The sequence below is a fragment of the Kangiella koreensis DSM 16069 genome (assembly GCF_000024085.1).
GTDB lineage: Bacteria > Pseudomonadota > Gammaproteobacteria > Enterobacterales > Kangiellaceae > Kangiella > Kangiella koreensis.
Map to the genome: position 1 here is coordinate 1,565,300 of NC_013166.1, position 23,510 is coordinate 1,588,809.

The 23,510-nt window shown below is 42.2% G+C and carries 23 protein-coding genes and 2 tRNA genes; 11 read left to right on the forward strand and 14 right to left on the reverse strand.

The window, feature by feature from the left end; genetic code table 11:
* Positions 1-228 precede the first annotated feature (228 nt).
* Positions 229-305 (forward strand) — tRNA-Arg (locus tag KKOR_RS07280).
* Positions 306-314: 9 nt separating this feature from the next.
* On the opposite strand, the gene KKOR_RS07285 is transcribed toward KKOR_RS07280, so the two are convergent.
* From KKOR_RS07285 to KKOR_RS07300, 4 genes are all read right to left on the reverse strand, one after another.
* Entirely contained in the window at positions 315-788 is a 474-nt protein-coding gene (locus tag KKOR_RS07285) for a DUF2489 domain-containing protein (protein WP_012801383.1), read from the reverse strand.
* Between the two features lie 67 nt (positions 789-855).
* Positions 856-1,419 carry a YqiA/YcfP family alpha/beta fold hydrolase gene (locus tag KKOR_RS07290; protein ID WP_012801384.1) on the reverse strand — a complete coding sequence of 188 codons (564 nt, stop codon included), beginning with the start codon at positions 1,417-1,419 and terminating at the stop codon, positions 856-858.
* An 18-nt stretch (positions 1,420-1,437) separates the two neighbouring features.
* Positions 1,438-2,454 (reverse strand): helix-turn-helix transcriptional regulator, encoded by a 1,017-nt coding sequence (locus KKOR_RS07295; protein WP_012801385.1) that lies wholly within the window; start codon positions 2,452-2,454, stop codon positions 1,438-1,440.
* A 257-nt stretch (positions 2,455-2,711) separates the two neighbouring features.
* The gene (locus tag KKOR_RS07300; protein ID WP_012801386.1) at positions 2,712-2,942 is read right to left on the reverse strand and encodes a DUF2798 domain-containing protein; all 231 of its coding nucleotides are present in this window, start codon (positions 2,940-2,942) and stop codon (positions 2,712-2,714) included.
* Positions 2,943-3,141: 199 nt separating this feature from the next.
* On the opposite strand from KKOR_RS07300, the gene aat reads away from it, so the two are divergent.
* The 3 genes from aat (at position 3,142) to infA (ending at position 5,049) form a co-directional block, all read left to right on the forward strand.
* Positions 3,142-3,867, forward strand: a complete 726-nt coding sequence (aat, locus tag KKOR_RS07305; RefSeq protein WP_012801387.1) for a leucyl/phenylalanyl-tRNA--protein transferase — start codon at positions 3,142-3,144, stop codon at positions 3,865-3,867.
* A gap of 38 nt (positions 3,868-3,905) precedes the next feature.
* Positions 3,906-4,664 (forward strand): arginyltransferase, encoded by a 759-nt coding sequence (locus tag KKOR_RS07310; protein ID WP_012801388.1) that lies wholly within the window; start codon positions 3,906-3,908, stop codon positions 4,662-4,664.
* Between the two features lie 166 nt (positions 4,665-4,830).
* Positions 4,831-5,049: a translation initiation factor IF-1 gene (gene infA, locus KKOR_RS07315; RefSeq protein WP_012801389.1), complete on the forward strand. Its 219-nt coding sequence runs from the start codon at positions 4,831-4,833 to the stop codon at positions 5,047-5,049.
* A gap of 59 nt (positions 5,050-5,108) precedes the next feature.
* On the opposite strand, the gene clpA is transcribed toward infA, so the two are convergent.
* The gene (clpA, locus tag KKOR_RS07320) at positions 5,109-7,376 is read right to left on the reverse strand and encodes an ATP-dependent Clp protease ATP-binding subunit ClpA (RefSeq protein ID WP_012801390.1); all 2,268 of its coding nucleotides are present in this window, start codon (positions 7,374-7,376) and stop codon (positions 5,109-5,111) included.
* Positions 7,377-7,409: 33 nt separating this feature from the next.
* Positions 7,410-7,757: an ATP-dependent Clp protease adapter ClpS gene (gene clpS, locus KKOR_RS07325; protein WP_012801391.1), complete on the reverse strand. Its 348-nt coding sequence runs from the start codon at positions 7,755-7,757 to the stop codon at positions 7,410-7,412.
* A 143-nt stretch (positions 7,758-7,900) separates the two neighbouring features.
* Between clpS and KKOR_RS07330 the strand changes: the two genes are divergently transcribed.
* A complete protein-coding gene (locus KKOR_RS07330) occupies positions 7,901-8,476 on the forward strand; it encodes a hypothetical protein (protein WP_012801392.1) in 576 nt (191 codons plus the stop codon).
* A gap of 63 nt (positions 8,477-8,539) precedes the next feature.
* Here the strand turns inward: KKOR_RS07330 and KKOR_RS07335 are convergent, their stop codons facing one another.
* Positions 8,540-9,076 carry a SixA phosphatase family protein gene (locus KKOR_RS07335; protein ID WP_012801393.1) on the reverse strand — a complete coding sequence of 179 codons (537 nt, stop codon included), beginning with the start codon at positions 9,074-9,076 and terminating at the stop codon, positions 8,540-8,542.
* A gap of 167 nt (positions 9,077-9,243) precedes the next feature.
* Between KKOR_RS07335 and KKOR_RS07340 the strand changes: the two genes are divergently transcribed.
* Complete coding sequence (locus tag KKOR_RS07340) at positions 9,244-9,768, forward strand: TIGR00645 family protein (protein ID WP_012801394.1); 525 nt, start codon at positions 9,244-9,246, stop codon at positions 9,766-9,768.
* An 82-nt stretch (positions 9,769-9,850) separates the two neighbouring features.
* Here the strand turns inward: KKOR_RS07340 and KKOR_RS07345 are convergent, their stop codons facing one another.
* The 4 genes from KKOR_RS07345 to KKOR_RS07360 all read right to left on the reverse strand — a co-directional run bounded on the left by KKOR_RS07345 (position 9,851) and on the right by KKOR_RS07360 (position 13,544).
* Positions 9,851-10,183, reverse strand: a complete 333-nt coding sequence (locus KKOR_RS07345; RefSeq protein WP_012801395.1) for a YegP family protein — start codon at positions 10,181-10,183, stop codon at positions 9,851-9,853.
* 126 nt (positions 10,184-10,309) lie between these two features.
* Positions 10,310-10,903: a carboxymuconolactone decarboxylase family protein gene (locus tag KKOR_RS07350; protein WP_012801396.1), complete on the reverse strand. Its 594-nt coding sequence runs from the start codon at positions 10,901-10,903 to the stop codon at positions 10,310-10,312.
* 23 nt (positions 10,904-10,926) lie between these two features.
* Positions 10,927-11,484, reverse strand: a complete 558-nt coding sequence (gene msrA, locus KKOR_RS07355) for a peptide-methionine (S)-S-oxide reductase MsrA (RefSeq protein ID WP_012801397.1) — start codon at positions 11,482-11,484, stop codon at positions 10,927-10,929.
* A 107-nt stretch (positions 11,485-11,591) separates the two neighbouring features.
* The gene (locus KKOR_RS07360; protein WP_083777359.1) at positions 11,592-13,544 is read right to left on the reverse strand and encodes a M1 family metallopeptidase; all 1,953 of its coding nucleotides are present in this window, start codon (positions 13,542-13,544) and stop codon (positions 11,592-11,594) included.
* Positions 13,545-13,901: 357 nt separating this feature from the next.
* Here KKOR_RS07360 and KKOR_RS07365 point away from each other — a divergent pair, with 357 nt between their 5' ends.
* The gene (locus tag KKOR_RS07365) at positions 13,902-14,720 is read left to right on the forward strand and encodes a cyanophycinase (RefSeq protein WP_012801399.1); all 819 of its coding nucleotides are present in this window, start codon (positions 13,902-13,904) and stop codon (positions 14,718-14,720) included.
* Positions 14,721-14,779: 59 nt separating this feature from the next.
* Positions 14,780-15,361: a hypothetical protein gene (locus KKOR_RS07370; RefSeq protein ID WP_012801400.1), complete on the forward strand. Its 582-nt coding sequence runs from the start codon at positions 14,780-14,782 to the stop codon at positions 15,359-15,361.
* Positions 15,362-15,455: 94 nt separating this feature from the next.
* Here the strand turns inward: KKOR_RS07370 and gltX are convergent, their stop codons facing one another.
* Positions 15,456-16,874, reverse strand: a complete 1,419-nt coding sequence (gltX, locus tag KKOR_RS07375; RefSeq protein ID WP_012801401.1) for a glutamate--tRNA ligase — start codon at positions 16,872-16,874, stop codon at positions 15,456-15,458.
* A 219-nt stretch (positions 16,875-17,093) separates the two neighbouring features.
* On the opposite strand from gltX, the gene KKOR_RS07380 reads away from it, so the two are divergent.
* The 3 genes from KKOR_RS07380 (at position 17,094) to KKOR_RS07390 (ending at position 19,589) form a co-directional block, all read left to right on the forward strand.
* Positions 17,094-17,169, forward strand: a tRNA-Val gene (locus tag KKOR_RS07380).
* Positions 17,170-17,406: 237 nt separating this feature from the next.
* The gene (locus KKOR_RS07385) at positions 17,407-18,798 is read left to right on the forward strand and encodes an FAD-binding oxidoreductase (protein WP_012801402.1); all 1,392 of its coding nucleotides are present in this window, start codon (positions 17,407-17,409) and stop codon (positions 18,796-18,798) included.
* The gene (locus KKOR_RS07390) at positions 18,798-19,589 is read left to right on the forward strand and encodes a hypothetical protein (RefSeq protein ID WP_012801403.1); all 792 of its coding nucleotides are present in this window, start codon (positions 18,798-18,800) and stop codon (positions 19,587-19,589) included. The genes KKOR_RS07385 and KKOR_RS07390 overlap by 1 nt, the downstream gene beginning before the upstream one ends.
* Before the next feature lie 16 nt (positions 19,590-19,605).
* Here the strand turns inward: KKOR_RS07390 and KKOR_RS07395 are convergent, their stop codons facing one another.
* Complete coding sequence (locus KKOR_RS07395; protein WP_143715055.1) at positions 19,606-22,887, reverse strand: ligand-binding sensor domain-containing diguanylate cyclase; 3,282 nt, start codon at positions 22,885-22,887, stop codon at positions 19,606-19,608.
* A 73-nt stretch (positions 22,888-22,960) separates the two neighbouring features.
* On the reverse strand, positions 22,961-23,509 hold the full coding sequence (locus tag KKOR_RS07400; protein WP_228638543.1) for a lysophospholipid acyltransferase family protein: 549 nt from the start codon (positions 23,507-23,509) through the stop codon (positions 22,961-22,963).
* Position 23,510: the final 1 nt, after the last annotated feature.

Here is a 23,510-nt window from a genome sequence, read left to right on the forward strand (position 1 = left end):
CTGCCCCTTCTTCGAAAGAAGATAGGGTACAGCTGGATTAGAGCGAAGCTCTAAAGTAATCTCAGTGCATGAGAAGTTTAAAGAAACATTTAAGTATATAAATTATGCACCTGTAGCTGGGACTGCCCCTTCTTCGAAAGAAGATAGGGTACAGCTGGATTAGAGCGAAGCTCTAAAGTAATCTCAGTGCATGAGAAGTTTAGAGAAACATTTAAGCATATAAATTATGCACCTGTAGCTCAGCTGGATAGAGCGTTGCCCTCCGGAGGCAAAGGTCAGAGGTTCGAATCCTCTCAGGTGCGCCATTTCCTTGACTAAGAAATACTCTGCTCCGAACTCTGAAAATGTAAAACAGCCTTATCAACGGACTGTTTTATTTCTGATTCATATTCAGACTCAATCTCCATCATCAGTTTTGTATGCATCATCTTTTCTTTAGTTTTTAGATCCTTCCAGCCTTCGTGCGTTGGAATATGCGCAGTTTTATCATAAATGGTATAGAAGACTGTAAAGTTGTCTCTTAGCTGCTCATCTAATCGCAGCTGATCAATAAGAACTTTCAGCCGAATGCAGCCTTCAATTGTTGGGCACTGCTCATGCTGCATAGCTTTAGCAATAGAGATGATACTTTCAATAATTGATTTAATCTGAGCATCATGCTTTTCAACTTGAGCTGCCTCTGATTGCTCAATAGCTTCCTTCTGCTTGTTAAGCTTATAAAGAAGAAACGTTGCATAACTGGCAAGAGCCAAGGTTATAAGTCCTGCGATGATGTAAAAAGTAGTCATAAGATTTAAGCTTTTAAAAGTATGTGGGCATTGTACTGGAAGTCATGATAATACAAAAATTCATAGATTACTTACCGATCATCTGTTCAATAATCGGAAACACCCGCTCAAACTCGGTGAAGCGATGTGAGCCAGTTTGGAATCTATGTATCGGGTAAATGCCTTCCAGCTCTTTAGCGGTCTTTTCGGAATCGAGCACTTCGTCATCCATGGCTAAAACTACTTCGCATTGCCCATAAGGTTCGCTGGTAACTTTATAGTGATTAAAATCTTGCAGATCTTTTGTGGTCACTTTGATAATTTCATCAAACTCGCCATAGACTTTGAACTCACCAGTTTCCAGTGTTCTATCGGGGTGCAACGATGGATTAATCATTAATGATTTGATGGGAAGTTCGGAAGCCAGCCATCTTGCCCAAAAGCCACCCAGCGAGGTTCCAACGACGATTAAATCATCATCTTTACCAATCAGTTTTTCATATTCATTAATGAGTATTTCTTCAGCTACCACCGGTGAGTGCGGTGTATAACTGATGCCCTGAACATTACAGTTTGGGAAGGCCTTTTGCATAGCATTGACTTTGGGGCTTTTGGCGGAACTTCGAAACCCATGTAGATACCAGATATTCATTATAAACCTTATATTCGATTAAGACTTTGGGCTATACAGTTCCATCATGCCGTGCACCGTCTTTTTCATAGCATCACGGAAAGCTTTTGGCCTGATGACTTCAACCTGATCGCCAAAGCCCAGTAACCACCACTTTACTGATTGAGTAATATTGATCGTTGCGGTAACGCGTACTCTCCCGTCTTTAAGCTGAGTCAATTGTTGATCTTTTGATAATGGAGTTTCATTCAGGTGTTGTGCGGTGTGATGACTAAAAATAAGCTCAAGGCTTTGCTCATCATATAAACTTATATCAAGCCCACCCTGCTCCAGATACTGCCGGATATCGAACCCAGCAATTCGCTTGGGCAGGCTGTCGAGAATCTCTATTTCGTTTATACGGTGTATCGCAAATTGAATTAAGCCCTCTGCCTTTTGCCCTTCATAGGTAGCGATCAGGTAACTGACCTGCTCCTGTTGTACGACACCTTGTGCGCTGACAATGTAGTCTTTAGTTTCACCGCCTTTTTTAGTGTAGTTCATCTTGAACTGTTTATTGAGCAATAATGCCTTATAAATATCCAACAGATGATTAGCATTGAATGTCGCTGGCTCAAGTGGATAGACTTTTGGGTAAATGGCGACCCGCTTTTCCCAGTCAGCATATTTGTATTTTTCACTCTTCAGTGCCAGCTTTGCTTCTTTGAAATAAGGAGCAAGTGCGTCGAGGCTGGCTTCAGGTAATAAACTATGAGTGTATTTTTCCATCAATAAAAAGCCCAAAGCCAAGTCAGGCCCCATTTTCTTCAGTGATATGTGTGAACCTTGGGGAAAATAGTAATAATTTTCACGCCCCATCGTTTTGACATGCACACCAAATACACGCTCAAGCATGGCCATATCGCGCTGGATACTACGCTTGCTTAAATTGCCAAGGTTATGACTCGCTTCTAGATATTCAATCAGGTCGTTAACGGTGACTTTTTGTGGCTCGGTGGGAATACGCCTGAGAATGGCAAGTTGTCGTTCAATTTGGCTAACTTCTTTTACCGCCATGAGTTTCCTTTTTTATTATTCAGAAAGTACGACACAATATGACGCACTACAGGGCTAATATCAAGCTTGAGAAAACGGGTTGTGAGTTATTTAGGCCATGGTCAGCTTTGAGTAGTTTTGCAGCCAGTTTTCTCGCCCCTTTTGACACTTCCACTTTTCGTCACAGGGCTAAAGCCATCAGTGTTTAAGGATGAACCTGAGGGCTTTTATTTTATTGGTCGGGACAATTCATGAACTTCCCCTTTACCAAGCAAGGGTCATTCCGACTCTTTAAGCACCAAACTTACCAGTTTATGAACTAAGGGTGATACCAGGAAAATCGCAGGGAAGGCAACAACGAAGGCGAAGGCCCAAGCTTTCAGCCATATCATGACAATGTTACTCACAAAACCAACGTTAAAAACGCTGATGATAAATGACATAATGCATGACATCAGCAATGACATGAAAAATGAAAAAACGATGCGGTGATGTTTTGGGTTAATCATGTGATAATCCGGCTGTTCTTAATTAAGCGGAAGGATATAGTGCTGTAGCCGCTGCTGCAATCCGCTTATTGTATAAGACTTATATAAATTAGCTATGAATAATCCTATCACTTAATTGACGTAAGGTTACTCACAAATAACTCGCCAACACTTCTTAAAATTGTTACTTTCGTGACAGTTACAAATAATTGAACAAACTATGCCTAATAGCATTTTCCTACTTGATGAAGCACCTCTCTTTCCTGATGCTCGATTAGCTCAAGATGAACCTAATGGCTTGTTGGCAGTTGGGGGTGATTTATCAGTTCCAAGACTGATTGAAGCCTATCGACATGGGATTTTCCCATGGTTCTGTGAGGATGAACCAATTTTGTGGTGGTCACCGGACCCTCGCTGCGTATTTATGCTTGATGAGATCCACGTATCTCGCTCACTTAGACGAGAGCTCAATAAAGCTCGCTACACAATAACCATTAATCGAGCCTTTGGCCAGGTTATGCAACAGTGCGCCGCACCGAGAGCCGATCAGCCCGAAACCTGGATTTTGCCTGAAATGCAGCAAGCCTATATCAAACTCCACCAGCAAGGATTAGCGCACTCTATCGAAGTCTGGGAAAACATAGACGGTGAGGAGCTTCTAGTTGGTGGCATGTACGGTGTCAGTATCGGGCGATTTTTCTTTGGTGAGTCCATGTTCAGCCGTCGCCCCAACACTTCCAAGATTGCCTTAGTCTATTTAGCACACACCCTAAAACAGGCCGGTTTTTCGATGATTGATGCCCAGGTGGGTAATCCGCACTTGTATCGAATGGGAGCGCGGGATATGGCTCGGGAGGAGTTTTTATGGCTGTTAAAGCAAGAAATTAACTGGCAACAGCCCCCAAACTTATGGCAAAGTAAGATTCTAAGGGAGTGGAAAGACTGAATGGTCAACAGGCCCTCTCAATATGCGAGGCTCTTGTTATGAGTAACAAAGAAAAAAGCACTCAACATATTAAGCTCTATGCAGGGCCAGAGCACGCCTGTGGCTATATAGACAACCAAACAGCTGTTTCGTTATTTGCTGACCCTTCGCTCCCGATGAATAACGCCCTGTACTCGGAGCTAAGCCGCCTTGGGTTTCGTCGCAGCGGTAATCATGTCTATCGGCCAAAGTGTCCTCATTGCTCTGCCTGTCAGCCCTTTCGCGTTCTAACCGAGCAATTTAAGCCAAGTCGCAGCCAAAGACGCATTTTAAAGGCCAACCAAGATTTAAGTGTCCATTTTGAGCCTGCCAAACCCAACCATGAAGATTACGAGCTTTATGAACACTATGTCACCGAACGACATAGAGATGGGGACATGTATCCACCTTCATTTGATCAGTATGCAGATTTCCTCTTTTCTGACTGGTGCAAGTCCGCGCAGATTAGAGTTAAGGACGGTGAACAAACAGTTGCCATCATGTGTCTGGATTTACTGGATGATGGTTTATCGGCAGTCTATTCTTTTTTTGATACTGACGAACGCTATAAAAGCCTAGGCGTCTTCCTGATTATCAAAACCATCGCATTAGCTCGTAAGCTCAATCTACCTTATGCTTATTTAGGTTATTACATTCAAGACTGCCATAAAATGAGCTACAAAAGTTCATACAAACCAGCCGAGGTTTTGCATAATAATCGCTGGAAACTGCTCTCAGAAACCATCCCAAGCTCTGACATCAGCTTACCCAGCTATTAACAATCCCACTCTATTGCTGACTTACTTATCGCTCAACTTTGCAAAATTAAGCCTAATTAACCTTTAATGACACAAAATCTTTGCGATTATTGTCTAAATAGTGCATTATACGCGCGCATTTTTTGAACATTTTGTTGAAAAGTCAAAGAGGAGAAACGGGCTTAACATGGCGAAAGAAGACGTAATTGAATTAGAAGGTAAAGTGTTAGAAACCTTGCCGAACACTATGTTTCGAGTAGAGCTCGAGAATGGTCATATTGTTACTGCACACATTTCAGGTAAGATGCGTAAAAACTATATTCGTATCTTAACCGGTGACACTGTTACTGTTGAAATCAGCCCTTATGACTTATCCAAGGGTCGCATTACTTTCCGTGCCCGTTAATTGGAAGCATTAGATGAAAAAAGGCGCTCAAAGCGCCTTTTTTTGTTTTTATATATATGTCAGGAAGTTCCCTGCGGGAGTTTCTCCATATGTGGCTCTATTCGAATATCCAGCTCATCATCCTTCATGCCGACATAGACATCTCCGCCTTGCATTAACTTGCCAAATAAAATCTCGTTCGCTAGTGGACGTCGAACTTTATCACTAATCAGACGAACCATTGGGCGTGCTCCCATGTTCTCGTCATAACCGTGTTTGGCGAACCACTCTCGCGCACTATCATCCACATGCAAGTTCACTTGCTTATCATCAAGCTGACCTTGAACTTCAGTTAAGAATTTATCAACAATCGACATAATGACTTTCTGTGGTAATGAATTAAACCAGACAATCGCATCCAGACGGTTTCTAAACTCGGGTGAGAAGGTGCGGTTAATGGCTTCTTCATTGTTGCGAGATCGATCCTGCTCTTTAAAGCCGATAGTACCTTTAATAATTTCCTGCGCACCGGCATTACTGGTCATTACCAGAACGATGTTTCGGAAATCTGCCTTACGGCCATTGTTATCGGTTAATGTGCCGTGATCCATCACCTGCAATAACAGGTTAAACACATCTGGGTGGGCTTTTTCAATTTCATCCAGCAAAACAACTGCATGCGGATTCTTATTGACCGCTTCGGTCAACAAACCACCTTGGTCGTAGCCCACATAGCCAGGAGGTGCACCAATCAGGCGTGACACCGTATGGCGCTCCATATATTCAGACATATCAATACGGATAAGCTCAACCCCCATTAAACGGGCTAGCTGCTTAGTGACTTCCGTTTTACCAACACCAGTTGGACCTGCAAACAGGAATGAACCCACAGGCTTATTCTCCTGACCTAAACCTGCGCGTGATAACTTAATCGACTCGGAAAGCGTTTCAATAGCCTTGTCTTGTCCGAACACAACCATCTTGAGATTACGCTCAAGGTTTTGTAGTAGCTTTTTATCCGTTGAGGAAACTGTTTTCTCAGGAATGCGAGCAATCTTGGCAATGACCTGCTCGATTTCATGGGGTGTAATGGTTCTTTTACGTTGATCTTCCGGCAAAATTCTTTGGCGAGCACCCGCTTCATCAATCACATCAATCGCTTTATCCGGCAGTTGACGGTCATTAATATATTTAGCAGACAGCTCTGCAGCAGCTTGAATCGCCTGCTTCGAATAAGTTACCCCATGATGTTTTTCATAACGATCTTTCAAGCCTTCTAAAATACCAATCGTGTCTTGTACTGTTGGCTCGTTTATATCAATTTTCTGGAAACGGCGTGCTAAGGCGTGATCCTTCTCAAAAATACCTCTATATTCCTGGAAAGTTGTTGAGCCCATACAGCGTAGCTCACCATTTGCTAAAACAGGTTTGATCAAGTTTGAGGCATCCATGGTGCCACCTGAGGCAGCTCCAGCACCAATTATGGTGTGAATTTCATCAATGAATAGTATCGCGTGTGTTTCTTTTTTGAGTTGTGCAAGAACGGCTTTTAAGCGCTTCTCAAAATCGCCGCGGTATTTGGTACCGGCTAACAACACGCCTAAATCTAACGCATAAACTACGGCATCTTTAATAACTTCAGGGACATCACCATCAACGATGCGTTTGGCCAAGCCTTCTGCAATAGCAGTTTTGCCAACACCTGCTTCGCCAACCAGTAATGGGTTGTTTTTGCGTCGGCGGCATAATACCTGGACTACACGTTCAATTTCATTAGCGCGACCAATCAAAGGATCAATTTTGCCCTGTTCGGCTAATTTATTGAGATTAACCGCATATTGATCGAGTGGACGCGGTTCTTGTGGCTCTTGCTCACCCTCTTCATGTTCAAGCTCAGGGAAATCATCATCTTCTTCTGAGCCAATACCATGTGAAATAAAGTTCACCACATCTAGGCGAGAAATATCTTGTTTAGACAGCAAGAATACCGCTTGCGACTCTGGCTCGCTAAACATGGCTACCAGTACATTAGCACCACTGACAGCCTCACGCCCCGATGACTGAACATGAAATACTGCACGTTGCAAAACACGCTGAAAACCAATAGTAGGTGAAATTTCAAACTCATCATCCTCGTCAGAGAATTGAGGTGTGGTTTGATTGATAAACTTCTCAAGATCAGATTTAAGAATCCCAACATCTGCACCGCAAGCACGCAGGACTTCCAAGGCATCCTTATTATCAAGCAAAGCTAGCATAAGGTGTTCGATGGTAATAAATTCATGACGTTTTTCACGAGCATCGTGAAAAGCATGGTTTAATGATTGTTCAAGTGCTTTATCCAGCATAATACCACCTACCTTTTGTAACGCTTAATTGAGTTACTCACCGTCTTCCGGCTCCATAACACATAACAAAGGGTGCTGATTTGCGCGAGCGAACTCATTGACCTGAACCACCTTGGTTTCAGCAATATCAGGCGTAAAAGTACCACACACACCTTGCCCTTCGTGGTGAACCTGCAACATAACCCGGGTTGCCTGCTCTGTATCCATTGTAAAAAACTTACGCAGTACATCCACCACAAAATCCATTGGTGTGTAATCATCATTAAGAATCAACACCTTATACATAGGCGGTTGTTTGAGCTTGGGTTTAGCATCGGCTACTGCTAGGCCGTGCTCATGCTCATGATCGTGGTTCTGATTGTGATTTTGGTCGTTACTCATAGCAACTTCTTTCGCTAAATGTCTCTATCATTATGGCATAAATGGGGCCATAGGTAAGCAAGTTCAACCTTTGCATTAAGTTACGAACAGTTTATAATCTCGGGCGTTTTTTGACAATTCAATATAAAAAGGAAAGGAAGAAAATGATATTTAATAAATTTGGCTTGGTTGCACTATTATCTTCTGGCTTAGCGCTAAGCTCTGTGTCACATGCAGAGGCAGATATCTCTGGTATTCTTGGCGGTGGCCTTGCCTTTGGTGGAGAAACGCTAGTCGATGATATTCGTTTCACTGACGGCTCCAGTGGCGACGTTAAAACAGGCGAAGGCTTTTGGTTGGATTTCGGTTTTAGAGCTGGCTTTGAAGGCTGGGCACTAAAAAATACCATTGGTTATAAAAGCGGCGGTGTTTTTGCATCCAATGGCGATGCAACTTTTTCGCGTATGCCGCTAACTGTGGTTGCTTCACTTGATAATAATGGTCATCTTTTTGGCGCGGGTTTTACTTATGAGCTAAACCCTGAGCTGGAACTTGATCTACCTGGTCTATACGGCACAGCAGAATTTGAGAATGCGCTAGGCTTAGTGCTTGAGTATGAAAACAACCATGATACTTGGGCCTGGGGCGTTCGTTACACTCACATCGAATATGATTATGATGCTACTGGCGAAACCTTCGATGGCAACAACATCGGTGCTTTTTTCAACTGGTATTTTTAAAATTGAGATAGAGTTACAAAAAGCGACTTCGGTCGCTTTTTTATTGCCTGATTTTTTAATCTTTTATTTAAACAGTGTCTTCGGTGTTAATAACCAATCCAGACGACCACTGTTTACTTTGATGTCCTGCCAATGGTTTGCCCGGAATGAGAGTCTGGCAATGGATGCTGTAGGGAATTTCACATTAGCCCCCATGGCTAACTCTGTAATTAGCGATGAGCACATGGGCTCGTGGGCGACCAGCATCAACTTATCAATAGCATCATCTTGCTTGTGTATAAGCTCGATAGCTTCTTCGGCACTGGCTAAATAAAGTTCACGACAAAACTGAACTTCACATTTCCAACTCCCTTTTTCTTTTGCAAGCGATAGCGTTTGTTTAGTTCTTACCGAAGTTGAGCACATGACCCTTTGTGGTGTCTGTTTAATCATAGCTAAATGCTTACCCATTTTTTCAGCAGCTATTTTGCCACGTTCAGCCAAAGGTCTTTCATGGTCACTTGAAAACCTGCCTTCCCAGTCCGACTTTCCATGCCTAAAAATATACAGCTTCTTACTTGAGGTTTCCTCACCTTCAAAATCAGCTTGGTTATGGTTCATAATGCTACATCCAACTAATGTGTTACGAGTATTATCATAGCGCTAGATAACAGCTTAATGACAGAAATTCTACAGCTTGAAGAAAGCTGCAATTATTTATGCAGATTAGTTTCGATTCTATTAGAATAGGGCCAAGAACTATTCACACAATAACAAAAGGGGCAACAGTGAAAAAAATAGAACACGGTTTTGAAAGAGCACTTTTCAGTAGTCGTTGGGTTTTGGCGCCATTTTTTGTCGGTTTAATTCTTTCGATTTTTATATTATTGGGTAGTTTTGCAAAAGAGCTTTGGCACCTGGTTACCCACTTTGGGGAACTTGGGGAAATTGCCACGATTCTCGGTATTCTGGCGCTTGTAGACATGACCTTGCTAGCCAACCTACTCATCATCATTATTTTTAGCGGCTATGAAAGCTTTGTCTCCAAAATTGACGTTTCAAACCATGAAGACCGTCCTGGCTGGATGGGTAAAGTAGGATTCTCAACATTAAAAGTAAAGCTTATCAGTTCAATCGTAGCGATATCGGGTATCGACCTATTACGAACTTACATGCAATTGGATAAGATGCCAGAGGCAATTGAAACCGATGTGGTCATGTGGAAACTGTTGATTCATGGGACCTTTGTTATTTCTGGATTGCTGTTTGCTGTTATGGATTACCTTACGACTAAGTCTGGTAATGACCATTAACTCTTGGCAAGCAATGAATTGCAAATACTCTTAACAAAAAAGCCCTCAATACGAGGGCTTTGTTTTATATCTTAAAGTAACACTAAGCTTCAGTTTCAACCTTGGCATCTTGAGCATTTTTAGCAACCGAAACAATACCATTGTTACGTCCACTTTCAGATTTATACATCTGGCTCTTACCAATTTGCTGCCCATTGGTAGCGTTCAGGGTAAAGTAAAAACGGCCATCTTTGGCTGTTTCCTTCGAGAAACGGTCACCATTTAAGGAGTTTTTGCGAACTGAATCGATGCCATTCTCACATGCAGACTGGGAACCATAGCCCTGACTTTGTAATATGGTTTCACCGTTACCGGCTTTAAGCACAAAATATAGCTTCCCATCTTTTCCTTTTGATATAACAAATTTTCCTGCCATAAGTTCCACCTTAAAATTATTTGATTAATGACAAAGCTGTTTACTTATTAATCAGCTAGTAACAATAATCCTCTTTTTGTAAGCCAACGGCAAGTAATAGCTCACAAATTTAACATCGCCGTAAAACTAACGAGTATGCTTTCCGCCAGTCCAGCCACCTTTGGTCAGAACTCTATCGCCCATTTGCTTTGGTGAATCTTCGAGATCAGTAGCCATAGAGTCATTCCAGCGATTTAAGAAACCATACAGACACACTGCCCCTAATATTTCTACGATTTGCTCTTCAGACCAATACTGCTTCATGCGAATCATTAACTCATCATCTACCGCATTGGGCACTGAACCTGCTGCTAGGGCATAATCAAGTGCAACCCGCTCTGCATCGCTGTATAAAGAACTGGTTTGATACTCCCAGATGGCATCCAGCTTTTCTTGTGAAATGCCATGAATGTTAGCCGCAATGAGTGAGTGAGCTTCACAATACTGACAACCTGCTGCACGGCTTGCAAAGTGTGCAATCAACCGTTTAAAACCTAAATCAACTTCACCTTCGGGATCCATCACCGCCTTGGTTAATACACCGAAAGCCTGCACCATTTTTGGTCTACGTTGCATGGTTAATAAGCTGTTTGGGATAAAGCCCAAAATTTCTTCGAAAATTTTAAAATCGCTGGCTAACTCTGGGTGACTATCAGCGGGTAAAGGTTTTAAATGTGCCACAAGTAACTCCTCAAATATTAAGATTAATTTTGAATAAAACAAACTCCAGTACCACCATGTCCGCAATAACCTGCTGGATTTTTTGAGAGATATTGTTGATGGTACTCTTCAGCTAAATAATAAGTTTTAAAAGCTTCTATCTCCGTAGTAATGCTCGGATAACCCTTAGCGCTCAAAAGTTTTTGATATTCTTCTCGACTGGTCTCCGCCAGTTCCTGCTGCGTTAGATCATGAGCTAATATTACAGAGCGATATTGAGTCCCAATATCATTACCCTGGCGCATGCCTTGAGTGGGGTCATGATTTTCCCAAAACAGTTGCAACAAGTCCTGATAAGAAATAACGCTGGGGTCATAGATAATTTGCACAGCTTCGGCATGCCCTGTAACACCAGCACAGACCTGCTCATAGGAAGGGTTCTCGAAGTCAGAACCAGCATAACCAACACTAGTCATAACGACGCCATCTTGTTGCCAAAATAGTTTTTCTGCCCCCCAGAAGCATCCCAGAGCAAAGGTCGCGATCTCCTGCCCTGCTTCAGGCTGGGTCATTATCGTCTTATGAAATACATGATGGTTCATGAAAGAACTCCAAGGGTTATCCAACTGTTAGAGTATCAGTTAATGGTAATGTTACAAAAAAGGCTTTCCGAAGAAAGCCTTTTTTGCGAAACGTTAGTAACAAATGGTTATTTGTTTACAATATCGTCAAGTGTTGCTTGCGCAAGAGGATGGTAGCCTGGACGAGCAACCTTATAAACGCGCTTGGCAAATTCGGCTCCCTGCTCTGTTTCCATAAGCTGCTTATAAAGTGGCACAATTAATTTACGTCGGCCAATGCTAATCAGGTAACTTTCAAGGCGCGGCATGACCACGTCATAGCCAGTTTTTAATGACAATAATAACCAGGCATGAGCGATTTCATTGTTAGTTGACTCAGTCAATTTGAACTCCATATCCATCGCCACCATGTCATCATTAGACATACCTGCCGGAAGGTTATTAATGAAATGCAACCACTCATGAACCGTCCATTTTTCAGTTCCAAGCTGGGCTAAGGTGATTTCACCGCTGAGAAGCTGCTTGGTTTTTTGATTAACAATGTTAAAAGCATCTGATGTTGGATTTGGCATCATCTCTGGCAACATGGGTTCATGAATCCAGATACGGATTTGCTCATCAGTTACAACACCTGGATGTTTATCTAAAAGGTTTTCTTTTAGGTAAGCTTCAAACTGTTGAGTAGTTATACTTTGGAAAGAAAAGTGATCGAAATAATTAACTAAGAACGCATCAAAAACTTCACGACCAAACTTCTCTTCCAGCCAAACCAGAAACATTTGACCTTTAGTGTATGGCACAGTTGAGAAAGCATCATCAGGGTCAGCACCTTTCAAATCCACATTTAAAACCGTATATTCTTTTGGTAAATCCTGAACTGCCTGGCGCAAATCCTGAACCGCTAAAGATTGCTCCATTAGAGCGCGTTCGCGGCCAAATAGCTCCTCCATAATGCGATTTTCAACGTAAGAAGTGAAGCCTTCATTGAGCCAAAAATCATGCCAGTTAGCATTAGTCACCAAATTGCCTGACCAGGAATGAGCCAACTCGTGAGCAATCAAACTAACGAGACTTTTGTCACCCGCAATAACGGTTGGCGTAATAAATGACAAACGAGGATTCTCCATACCACCATAAGGAAATGCAGGAGGTAAAATCAACAAATCATAACGCCCCCAGCGATATGGGCCATAAAGCTCCTCGGTAACTTTGACCATCTCTTCAGTGTCATCAAACTCAGCAACAGCTGCATCTAAGATTGCAGGTTCGGCATAAACACCGGTTCTATTGCTCATAGCCTTAAACTTCAGGTCACCGACGCCAATTGCAATAAGGTAGGTAGGGATAGCCTGTGGCATTTCGAAGCTGTACTCACCATCAAGCTCTGTGTCCGGCTCATTAAAGGCACTCATCACGGCCAATAATTCTTTTGGAGTGCGAATCGTTGCATTATAGGTAACACGCACCGCTGGGCTATCTTGAACTGGCACAAAACTACGTGCATGGATGGCTTGGGCCTGGCTGTACATAAATGGATGCTTTTTACCATCGGTTTGCTCAGGCGTTAGCCATTGCAGTCCGCTGGCTTGTGGTTGAGTTGCATAATGAACACGAACCTTATCAACACCCTCTTCTAAAGTTACTGTCAACTTTGAGCCCATGACATCATCTTTTTCAGCCAGCTCAAACTCACCAGCAACCCACTGATCATTTTGATAGAGCTCCACCTTCGAAACATCAATATCGCGTGTATCAAGCACTAACGCGCTGACATCATCTTTCAAACGATCAAAACTCAAGTCAACGTGCCCTTTAAGCGACTTCGCTGCAAAGTCTACAGTTAGATCTAGGTCTAGATGTTCAAGTTTTACTTCATGAAGGTTGCCATAAGTATGGTCATCGATTGGATTATGCGCTTTACGTTTTTCAACCGACTCCACTTTACTAACTTCGACTTCTTTGGTTTCAACTTGAGAAACGGCAGTTTCCTGTTTACTTTTCTCATCCGAACCATCTTGCTGACATCCTGCTAAGGCAGCCATCACCGCCAACGAGCAGAACAAGGTATGTTGTATTTTCATTCTAGTTACCGTGAAATTGAAAGTCTGTCATTTAAGCAACAAACAATTTATCTGTAAAGGCTTTACCACAATGGCCTATTGACGCTTGTTGAAAGGCAGTGCTAATGTAGCTTTTATCGAAGGCTTTGATATCAAAGAGTTACAAAGTCTCTGAATGAAGTTTGGCAGTTAAGTTTATGATTTTAATCAGGCTCTTTTATTTTATTACCATTAACTCTGCCACATTTTTTAACCCTGTTTAGTGCTATGCTCGGTCAAACATAAGAGGTTGTTAATCGACTTTTAGAGTCGTCAATAAAACCCAATGACATCTGTTTGACAAGAAGCCGTTAAGCACAACACCTTAAGGACTGACTTATGCCATCACAAGGTAGCGGCAATTTTGAACGTGGTTACATTATTCCGATTGGCGGATGTCTAAATTCAGTCAGTGACCGAGTTGCTGAGGAAATGCGCAGTATTTGTCTGACCTCTAAAGCAAATGCTTTAATCTTAAACATCAGCGAAGACCCGCAAGAAACTGAGCTTGAGCAAGTTTTAATCAATAACGGTTTCGCTCAATGTGAGACTCATGTTGTACGCAGTCGCCAGGATGCCTCAAGCCCAATCACCCTACAGCACCTCGTCGGAGTTGACCTGGTAGTTATTATTGGTGAGCGCCCATTGCAGATTTCTACGTTAATTGGTGGCACATCATTAGCCAAACAACTTCGTAAGCTCAACGCTGATGGTACTCATGTTGCTGGTTTGTATGGTGCGGCAGCTCTGCTTAGCGAGCACATGATTGCTGGAGGCAATGAAGCTAATATTCCAACCCAAGCTGGAGTAACTATGGCGCCGGGACTTGGACTGACCAATCGTTTTATGGTGGATTATCACTTTAAACAACAAGGAAGACTCGGCAGGCTTTTGACAGCTTTGTCTTATAACCCATTTACTATCGGGGTAGGAATTGATGATGGTACGGCTTTATTTATAAGTCCTAAGGACGAATTACAGGTCTACGGAGGTGGCGCAGCTACTTTGATTGATCCCTGTAATCTTCAATATTCGTCCATGGGGTCAGCGGGAAGTGGAGATCCAATTTCCTTGTTTGGCCTACAAATGCACATTTTGGCTGAAGGAGCTCGCTTTAGTGTCGGAGAACGTAATGCGTTTGATGAACACTGGGCCTAACGAGAATCCACAAGCCAAAGATTGAGTAACAAATTTAACTGACAATTGGGTAATTATCGATGACAAAACATCTAGCCAAAACTTTAACACTTGCGTTTTCTACACTACTCTTTGTTGCTTGTAAACCAGCAACCGTGGCTCAGACTGATGAAGCCCCAAGTAAACCAATCGCCCCCACTAAATCGGTAAACATTGGTGCCAGCAACTATATGACGGTTCCTAGTCATTGGAGCATAAAACCTTCCATCATGCCTAAAGGCTTTGTCAGCTATACGATTAAAGACAAAAGTTTACACATGGTGATAAGCGGTTATGCAGCCGAACGCTCGAGTTTTAATCATGATAAAAGCCGAAAAGACCTAAAAAATGTAACTCTACTTTATCGTGCCGGCGCTGCTAATAAAGAGCAAAAGTATTTATCGCTGGACGATAACCATAAAGTCGGTGGCTACACTAACTATACTTGCCGAACTGCTAAGAAATGTTATCAGGTATTTCCTCTTTCGCACTGGCAATCAGTGATCGCATCAGACTTCTATGTTGGAGGCATGAAGTACACTATTACTGCTGGTGTTGACGATTTGAACGGCGTTCATGCGCAGCAAATTTTAAATGCGATCAAAAGTATTGAGTCTAAATAATCCTGCAGTCAAAAAAATTTACCGACACAAAAAAGCCTGCTATTTGCAGGCTTTTTTGATTCTGGAGTTGTAACGTCCCGAGATAGGCAAATAATTAGGCTTGCGCTTCTCGCACAGCAATAAAAGCTAATGCCTTTTCGATGCGATTCAACACACGCTCTTTACCAATCCACTCAAGCGTAATACCAAGATCAGGAGACATACCAGCGCCAGTAACGGCTACTCTAAGTGGCATGCCAACTTTACCCATGCCAATCTCTAACTCTTCGGCTGTGGCGCTTACAAGACTATGCAGGGACTCTGCTGTCCAGTCGTTCGCTTGTACAAGTTTAGACTTAATCACTTCGAGAGGCTCTCTTGCAACAGGGCGCAAATGTTTTTTGGCTGCTCCAGCATCGAACTCTTCAAAGTCATGGTAAAAATATCGAACTGCTGACGCTAATTCTTTAAGCGTTTTAACGCGCTCGGCCATTTCTGGAATTAATAGCTTGATGTTAGGTCCATTACTGGTATCTACTGCCTGCTGATCCAGATGCCATTGCAAGTGCTTAATAACCTCTTCTGCTGGCAACTCTTTCATGTAATGTTGATTCAGCCAATTCAGCTTGTCGGTATTGAATGCAGAAGGTGCACGATTGACGTCTGTTAAATCAAAGTACTCTATCATTTCCTCCACCGAGAACACTTCCTGATCACCATGCGACCAACCTAAGCGGACCAGATAGTTCAGCAACGCCTGCGGCAAGTATCCATCATCGCGATACTGCATAACACTGACCGCACCGTGACGCTTCGATAAACGTTTACCATCATCACCTAAGATCATCGGAACATGTGCATACAAAGGTACATCACGGCCAAGAGCCTTAATCATGTTGATTTGGCGAGGTGTATTGTTCACATGATCATCACCACGAATGACATGTGTTATTTCCATGTCTAAATCATCTACAACCACAGTGAAATTATAAGTTGGTGTACCATCGGTGCGGGCAATAATCAAATCATCTATTTCGCTGTTATTAACTGAGATTTGTCCTTTTATGAGATCATCAAAAACAACAGTGCCCTCTTTTGGGTTTTTAAATCGAATCACGTGAGGTTTTGATAAATCCTGCTCTGCTTCACTTAAACCACGACAATGACCGTCATAACCGATGTTCTGCTTGTTGGCTTGTTGCTCTTCACGCAAGGCATCCAATCGCTCTTTCGAACAGTAACAGCGATAGGCCTGACCTTTATCCAGCATTTCACCAATTACTTCTTTGTATCGTTCGAAACGCCTAGTTTGATAATAAGGACCTTCGTCGTGCTCTAAATGCAACCACTGCATGCCGTCAAGAATAGCTTGTACTGATTCATCCGTTGAACGCTCACGATCAGTGTCTTCGATTCTCAATACGAAAGTACCTTGATGCTTTTTAGCATAGAGCCAACAATAAAGAGCTGTTCGAGCGCCACCAACGTGTAGATAACCGGTTGGGCTTGGAGCAAAGCGTGTTTTTACAGTCATATTAGGTCTGTTATTGGTTGTGAAGTAAAAGTGCCGCTATTCTAGCAAGAGGCCCTGCTTTACAAAACCTCTTTCAGCGATTTGTTATGGCTGATTTCGTTACCTGCTGATTAATTGTTAATCAAAACTATGTTTTTCTGAGGATTTACTCAAAAAGTTGTTGACCTAACCGATAACCACTTTATAATGCGCTCCGTTCTTAACGAACAGATGGAATTTGGGTGGTTAGCTCAGTTGGGAGAGCATCGCCCTTACAAGGCGAGGGTCACTGGTTCGAGCCCAGTACCACCCACCAAACTCCATCCCCTTACGATATATTTGATGTATATTGTATGATGTATTGATAAGAGTATTTTGAGCTTCTGAATTTCAGAAGCTTTTTTTTTGCTTGTCACTTTTTGCTCACAGATGCTCATAGTTCCCCACCCCCACTATTTTTTGCTCTCAAGAGCGCTCGTGCATTCCTTTTAGCGGCCAGCTCTGGCACAATATGCGCCTATTTAGCTTATTCCACCAGCCCTGTAAATTGCTCATGTCTTCAGATACTTATATCGCTCAGTTACGCACCCTACTTGATGATGACTGCTTGCTTACTGATAAAGATTCTCTTGACCACTATGGTAAAGACTGGACCAACATCAAACAGCCAGCCCCCCTAGCAATTGCATTGCCTAAAACCACCGAGCAAGTCCAGGCCCTAATTCTATGGGCTAACGACAATCAAATTGCAATCGTCCCCTCTGGCGGTCGAACTGGCTTGAGTGGTGGCGCTGTTGCCGCTAACGGCGAACTGGTCGTCGCATTGGACAAGATGAACAAAGTCATTGAGTTCAACCCAGGCAGTCAGCAAGTAAAATGCCAGGCAGGCGCTATTACCGAACAAATCCAGCAGTTTGCCGAAGACAATGATCTTTATTATCCGGTCGATTTTGCATCCAGTGGCTCAAGCCAAATCGGTGGCAATATTGCGACAAATGCTGGTGGTATTAAAGTTATCCGTTATGGGCTCACTCGTGACTGGGTACAAGGTTTAACTGTAGTAACAGGCAAAGGTGACATTCTGGAATTGAACAAGGGCTTGGTAAAAAATGCTACCGGCTATGATCTGCGTCACCTGTTCATTGGTAGTGAGGGTACCTTGGGAATCGTTACAGAAGCCACCCTTAAACTAACCCGCAAACCCGTCAATTTAACGGTATTGCTGTTAGCCATTCCCAACCTTGATAGCTTAATGCCGATTCTCCAGCAGTTCCAAAAAGCCGTTGACCTGACAGCCTTTGAGTTCTTCTCTGACGAAGCCTTAGAAAAGGTCATGGCTCATCACAACCTTGCCTGCCCTGTTCAGCAACGCGCGCCTTACTACTGCTTGCTAGAATTTGACGCCGCCAGTGAAGATATCCTCGAAGCAGCCTTGGCAGAGTTTGAAACAGGCCTTGGTAATGAACAGATTCTTGATGGAACTATGAGCCAAAGTCAGCAGCAGGTTGAAGATTTGTGGAAATATCGAGAGTTTATATCCGAAACCATTTCCGGTCGCAAACCTTATAAAAATGATATTTCAGTTACACCAGAAAAAATTACAAAATTTTTAACAGGCGTGAATGATATTGTCGCTAAAGACTACCCTGACTTTGAAGTCATTTGGTTTGGTCATATTGGAGATGGTAATTTACACCTCAACATTCTTGCGCCAGAGGATATGGACTACCAAGAGTTTACTGAGTCTTGTGAGCAGGTTAACCCTAAAATATTTACTTTGCTTCAGGAGCTCGGTGGTAGCATTTCAGCAGAGCACGGTGTTGGTCTTCTTAAGAAGCCTTACTTAAACTTCACACGAAGTGATACTGAAATTAGCTATTTAAAAGCTATCAAGCATGCTTTTGATCCGAAAGGAATAATGAATCCCGGTAAGGTTATTGATTAATGTTATTAGCTCTTAGCCTTGTTGCATTGCTTATTGGCCCCTTCTTAGTCGGCCTCTTCCCATATAATCGTAGACTCGATAACTTCCTGTTCGCTTTTGTTTTAGTGTCTGTTGGCGGACTACTATTGATTGATGTTCTGCCTGCAATTTGGCAACACATAGGTTATGCGCTAATCCCCGCAGTCTTGCTTGGCTTTTTTGGCCCCGGTTTAATCGAAGTAAGTTTTAGAAAAGCCGCAGATAAAGCACACAGCCTAGCGCTATTTTTAGGTATTACAGGGCTTATGATCCATTCTTTGCTGGATGGCGCAGCCATTGTCACGAACGATACAAACCCGATGCTGGCATACGCAGTGATTCTTCACCGAATAGTCGTGGGTTTAAGCATCTGGTGGATTGTTCAACCACAATGGGGGAACTTTAGAACCTGGCTGGTATTTGCCTTTATGTTCGTAACTACTGTGATTGGTTTCTACGCAGGGGAGCAACAGTTGACAGGGCTGCACAATAGCATTATAGATTATTTCCAGGCGTTTATATCAGGAACCTTGCTCCATGTGATTATTCACCGGCCTCATGTTGATGACCGTGGCCACATCCATCATCATGACCACTCTATTCCAGTTTCAGTCATTCATGAAGGTCAAGACAATAAGCATCAGGAACATCATGCAGCAAACGAAGCTCCCCACTCACATGGATTTGTCATAAAACATAAAGGGTATTTTGCTACCGGAGTGATAGTCGCAACTGTTCTACTATATGTGTTGCATTTAATCCACCAACACTAAATAACGGCCCAGAGCATTACATCCATAAAAGTTTTTTCGACTTAGGAATCGAGGACACATAGTCTAATTGGCCACTGACTATCAAGGCAGGCAAATCAGATGCCAACTTCGAATCAAGCTCAGCACCACGCGTAAATTGATTCGCATAAATACCAATCCAGGCGTTACGGCTATTCTTCTTGGCAACAGCGAGTGCTTTCTCTGTGATATAAATAATTTGCTCCCAAGTTAAAGGTCTCTCTATATTGTCGGTAAAAGGAAAACGGGTAAATCCGATACTACATGTCACATCGGTAGTACTACCATTCCCAAGATCAAATTTTCTCGAAGCCACTATATTACGAATCTTTTCTGCCAGTAGCATTTGCTCTCGTTTTTCTATACCACGACTCAAAATCACTAGCGTAGCACCTTGCCAGCGAACTAAAGTGTCCGTTCCGTAACAAATAGTTCTTAAGCAATCAGCAAGTTGCTTTATGATTTCATTGCCACAGATTTGACCGTACCGTTGATTAATAGTTGCCAGGTTATCGATGTCCACTGCAAAAACACCCAGATAAACGCCCTGAAGCTCTCTTTTGTCACGCCAGGTCGTTAAAATTGATTCTAATTCCTTTTGGATACTTCCTTTTAAATAACTACGGGTTCTAAACCCTGTAAGTTGATCATCCATTGATGATTGTTCGAGCTTTGAAGTTAATAGCTCAACTTGATAGCGTTGCTCTGATAAAGAGTATTGCAGGTCTTCAACTCGATATAATAAAGACTTTTTGTCCTTAAGTAACATTTGGCTTTTGGACTCAGATTCTTTTAATAAACGTTCTTTTAATTTAAGTGTCTTTTTGATCCCACGATAAATATAGAAGACGACGGCAATAACGAATAGGGAAAGTACAAAAAAGTAAACAGCAAAGCCTTTCGTGCTACGCCAAAAACCTTTATCAACGTTAATTCTTAACTGAGACTCTTTGCCACTCCAGTCACTATCTTCATATCTAACTTGAATACGAATATTCAACACTTCCTGCTCCACCGAATGCAGCCTGATCAGTCGTGAATTGCCAAGATTGATCCAGTCCGGCGTTAAGCCCTCAATCCTATAACGAAACTCAAGATTTTTTGCATTAACATAATTAAAGACAGTAAATTTTATATCTGTAATATCACCATATTGAATGGTTGAGCGGTATAGGTTATTAGACTCATTGCCATCTAATGGCTGGCGGATATTCTTTTGTATTACTTCGGTTATTTTTATCGGCTGGTGCTCTTTATCAATAATAATGTCTTCAGGGTTGAAGTAGCTAATACCATTCAAACCACCAAAATACAAATAACCATCGTTATCAGCAAAGTGTGCGTTAGTGAAAAACTCACTGTATTGCAATCCATCTGAGTAAGTATAGTTTATAGGTCGACCTTTATCGGGGTGGAATTTAACCAGTCCATTTGCAGTAGAAACCCACAAGTTTCCGGAGTCATCTGATAAAACTGAGCAGATGAAATCATTAATAAAACCATCATTGACAGTAATACGCTGAAAATAGACTTCTCCATTGATGTTATAACGTATGCGATTTAAACCGGTAACTGTTCCTACCCAAAGAACACCAAGCAAATCTTCGTAAATAACATTAATGTCTGAGCTGGAAAGTGTTTCAGGATCGTTAGGATCACTTAAGTAATATTGAATGTCGAAAGTTAGAGGACTAAATCTAATTAAGCCTCTTGAGCCGCCTAACCATATATAACCTTGTAAGTCTTCATACATGGTGTAAACGCCATACTTTGACTGCACGAAATTGATAGGAAGTCGCTCAGTGAGGTCTTCTATTACAATATGCTCCGTTGAGAGCTTCTCTCCAGGGGGAGTATTGATGGAAACCTTGAAAAAACCTTGCTTACCACCGAGCCAAATCTGACCATTTCGTCCTTCAATCACACTGCCTAGATCAGTCAATTTAACTACGTTCCCATCGACATCCACAAACTCCGTAAGGTAATAAAATGTTGCACTTTGATAAGGACGAATGAACATGCCCGTGCCAGTAAGCAACCAAAGATTACGATCAGTATCTTCCAGAATATCAGCGACGTAACCTGTAGTCATGGGCCCCTGTTCAGTGGGCAGCGATGAAAAGTGGTTTAACTTTGATAAGGTCTCATCATATTGATAAACTCCAGATGCTTCTGTACCAACCCAAAGTTTACCCAAATAATCCTTATATAAAGTCGTACTAATATTATCCCTTCCAAAAGGTGCCACTTCAGATTTCTGCAATAGATGTACAAACTGCTCTCGCGAGTCCCAATAATTAACACCTAAGCCCGTGCCTAACCATATTAAACCATCAAAGCCACGCATCAATGACATAGTGTAATCACTTGCAATAGAATGCTTATCACTAAAGTCTGCATGATATTCACGCGCAACTTTACCCTGGTTATTGTCCCAGAATTTAAGACCAACTGTCGTGGCCACCCAGATACCTTCACCATCGGGCAGCAAGGCTTCGACCTCAACTGGTGCCTCAACTTTAGAATCAATTACATCATAATGTTGGAACTCACCAGTGCTCAATTTGAATGTCGAAAACCCTGATGAATGCGATATAAATACTGTGTCAGGATACTCATCAAAGGAGAAAAAGTTATCAAACTTCTCAATGCTCCGACTCTGGCTGCAGAATTCTTTTCTTTGACCACCGCCAAAATCAACCTGAAGTACGCAGTTATTGTGAATAAAGAAAATGCGCTGGCCAATAATAGTCATGACTTGCAGCGATTTACCTTCAATGAAATCTGATAGTCGTTGATTTTGATTGACCGTTTTATTTGTCACATCAATCGTGGCAAAGTAGTCTGCCCCCAACACTGATAAGGTCTTATCCTGATTCAAAGAAATTGACCAAACCTCTTTTGCCTGCCCTTGTACGTTAGGACCGTCAACCTGAAGGTTTTGCAGCGAGTCAGTCCAATGCGTAACTTTTAGAGTATGTATATCAATACTGTCAAGCCCTTGGGGAGTCAGAATCCACAGGGTTCGTTGGTCATCAAAAATAAGATTACTGATAGTGGGAGAGTTTATCGTTTCGGAGTTAGTAGGCGAATGCCGAAAAATAGTATTTTCGACGCCATCAAATCGATTCAGACCATCCTGCGTACCAATCCAGGTATAGCCAAGACTGTCCTGAGCCAGACTTAGCACGGTACTTTGACTCAGGCCATCTTCAATATTGTAAGTATGGAATCTAATTCGTTGCAGATTAGTTTTTGCTGCAGCAATTTCAGTAAGCAAAAAAAGAAGTATTGTTAAAAAAGAAAAAAAACAGACAAGGGCTGCTCGCCATGCCTTGAGGCCGGAACTATTTTTAACGCTTTTCCTCAAATCGTATATCACTCGTTAACTCTGGTCTTATCCCTGCTTTATCTTTATAAAATGCTCTTATCACATCAAGATCTTGCTCTTGATTGCCGCTAGGACGTAACAAATCCCCAATGCCAATTTCTTTCGTTTTTGAATTAAGAAATGTCATTAAAATAGGAACTTCTGCTTTAAGGGCTATGTGATAAAAACCACTCTTCCAATAAGGTTTATAACTTCTTGTGCCTTCCGGAGCAAGAGCAAATTGGATTTCTTCTCTTTCTTTAATAATTGCTGCAACCTGGTCAACAACATTGTTAGCAGAACTGCGCTCTACTGGAATGCCACCAAACATTCTAAAGAACCATCCAAAAGGCGGCTTAAATAAGGTGTGTTTGCCCAGATATCCAATTTTCATTTTGAAGCAAAAGCGAACCATTAACATCAAAACAAAGTCCCAATTAGAAGTATGCGGTGCAAAAATAACCACATACTTTTTATCCTTGGGTAACTGCCCTACTAATCTCCAACCAAGAAGGCGCAGTAAGGCTTTCATT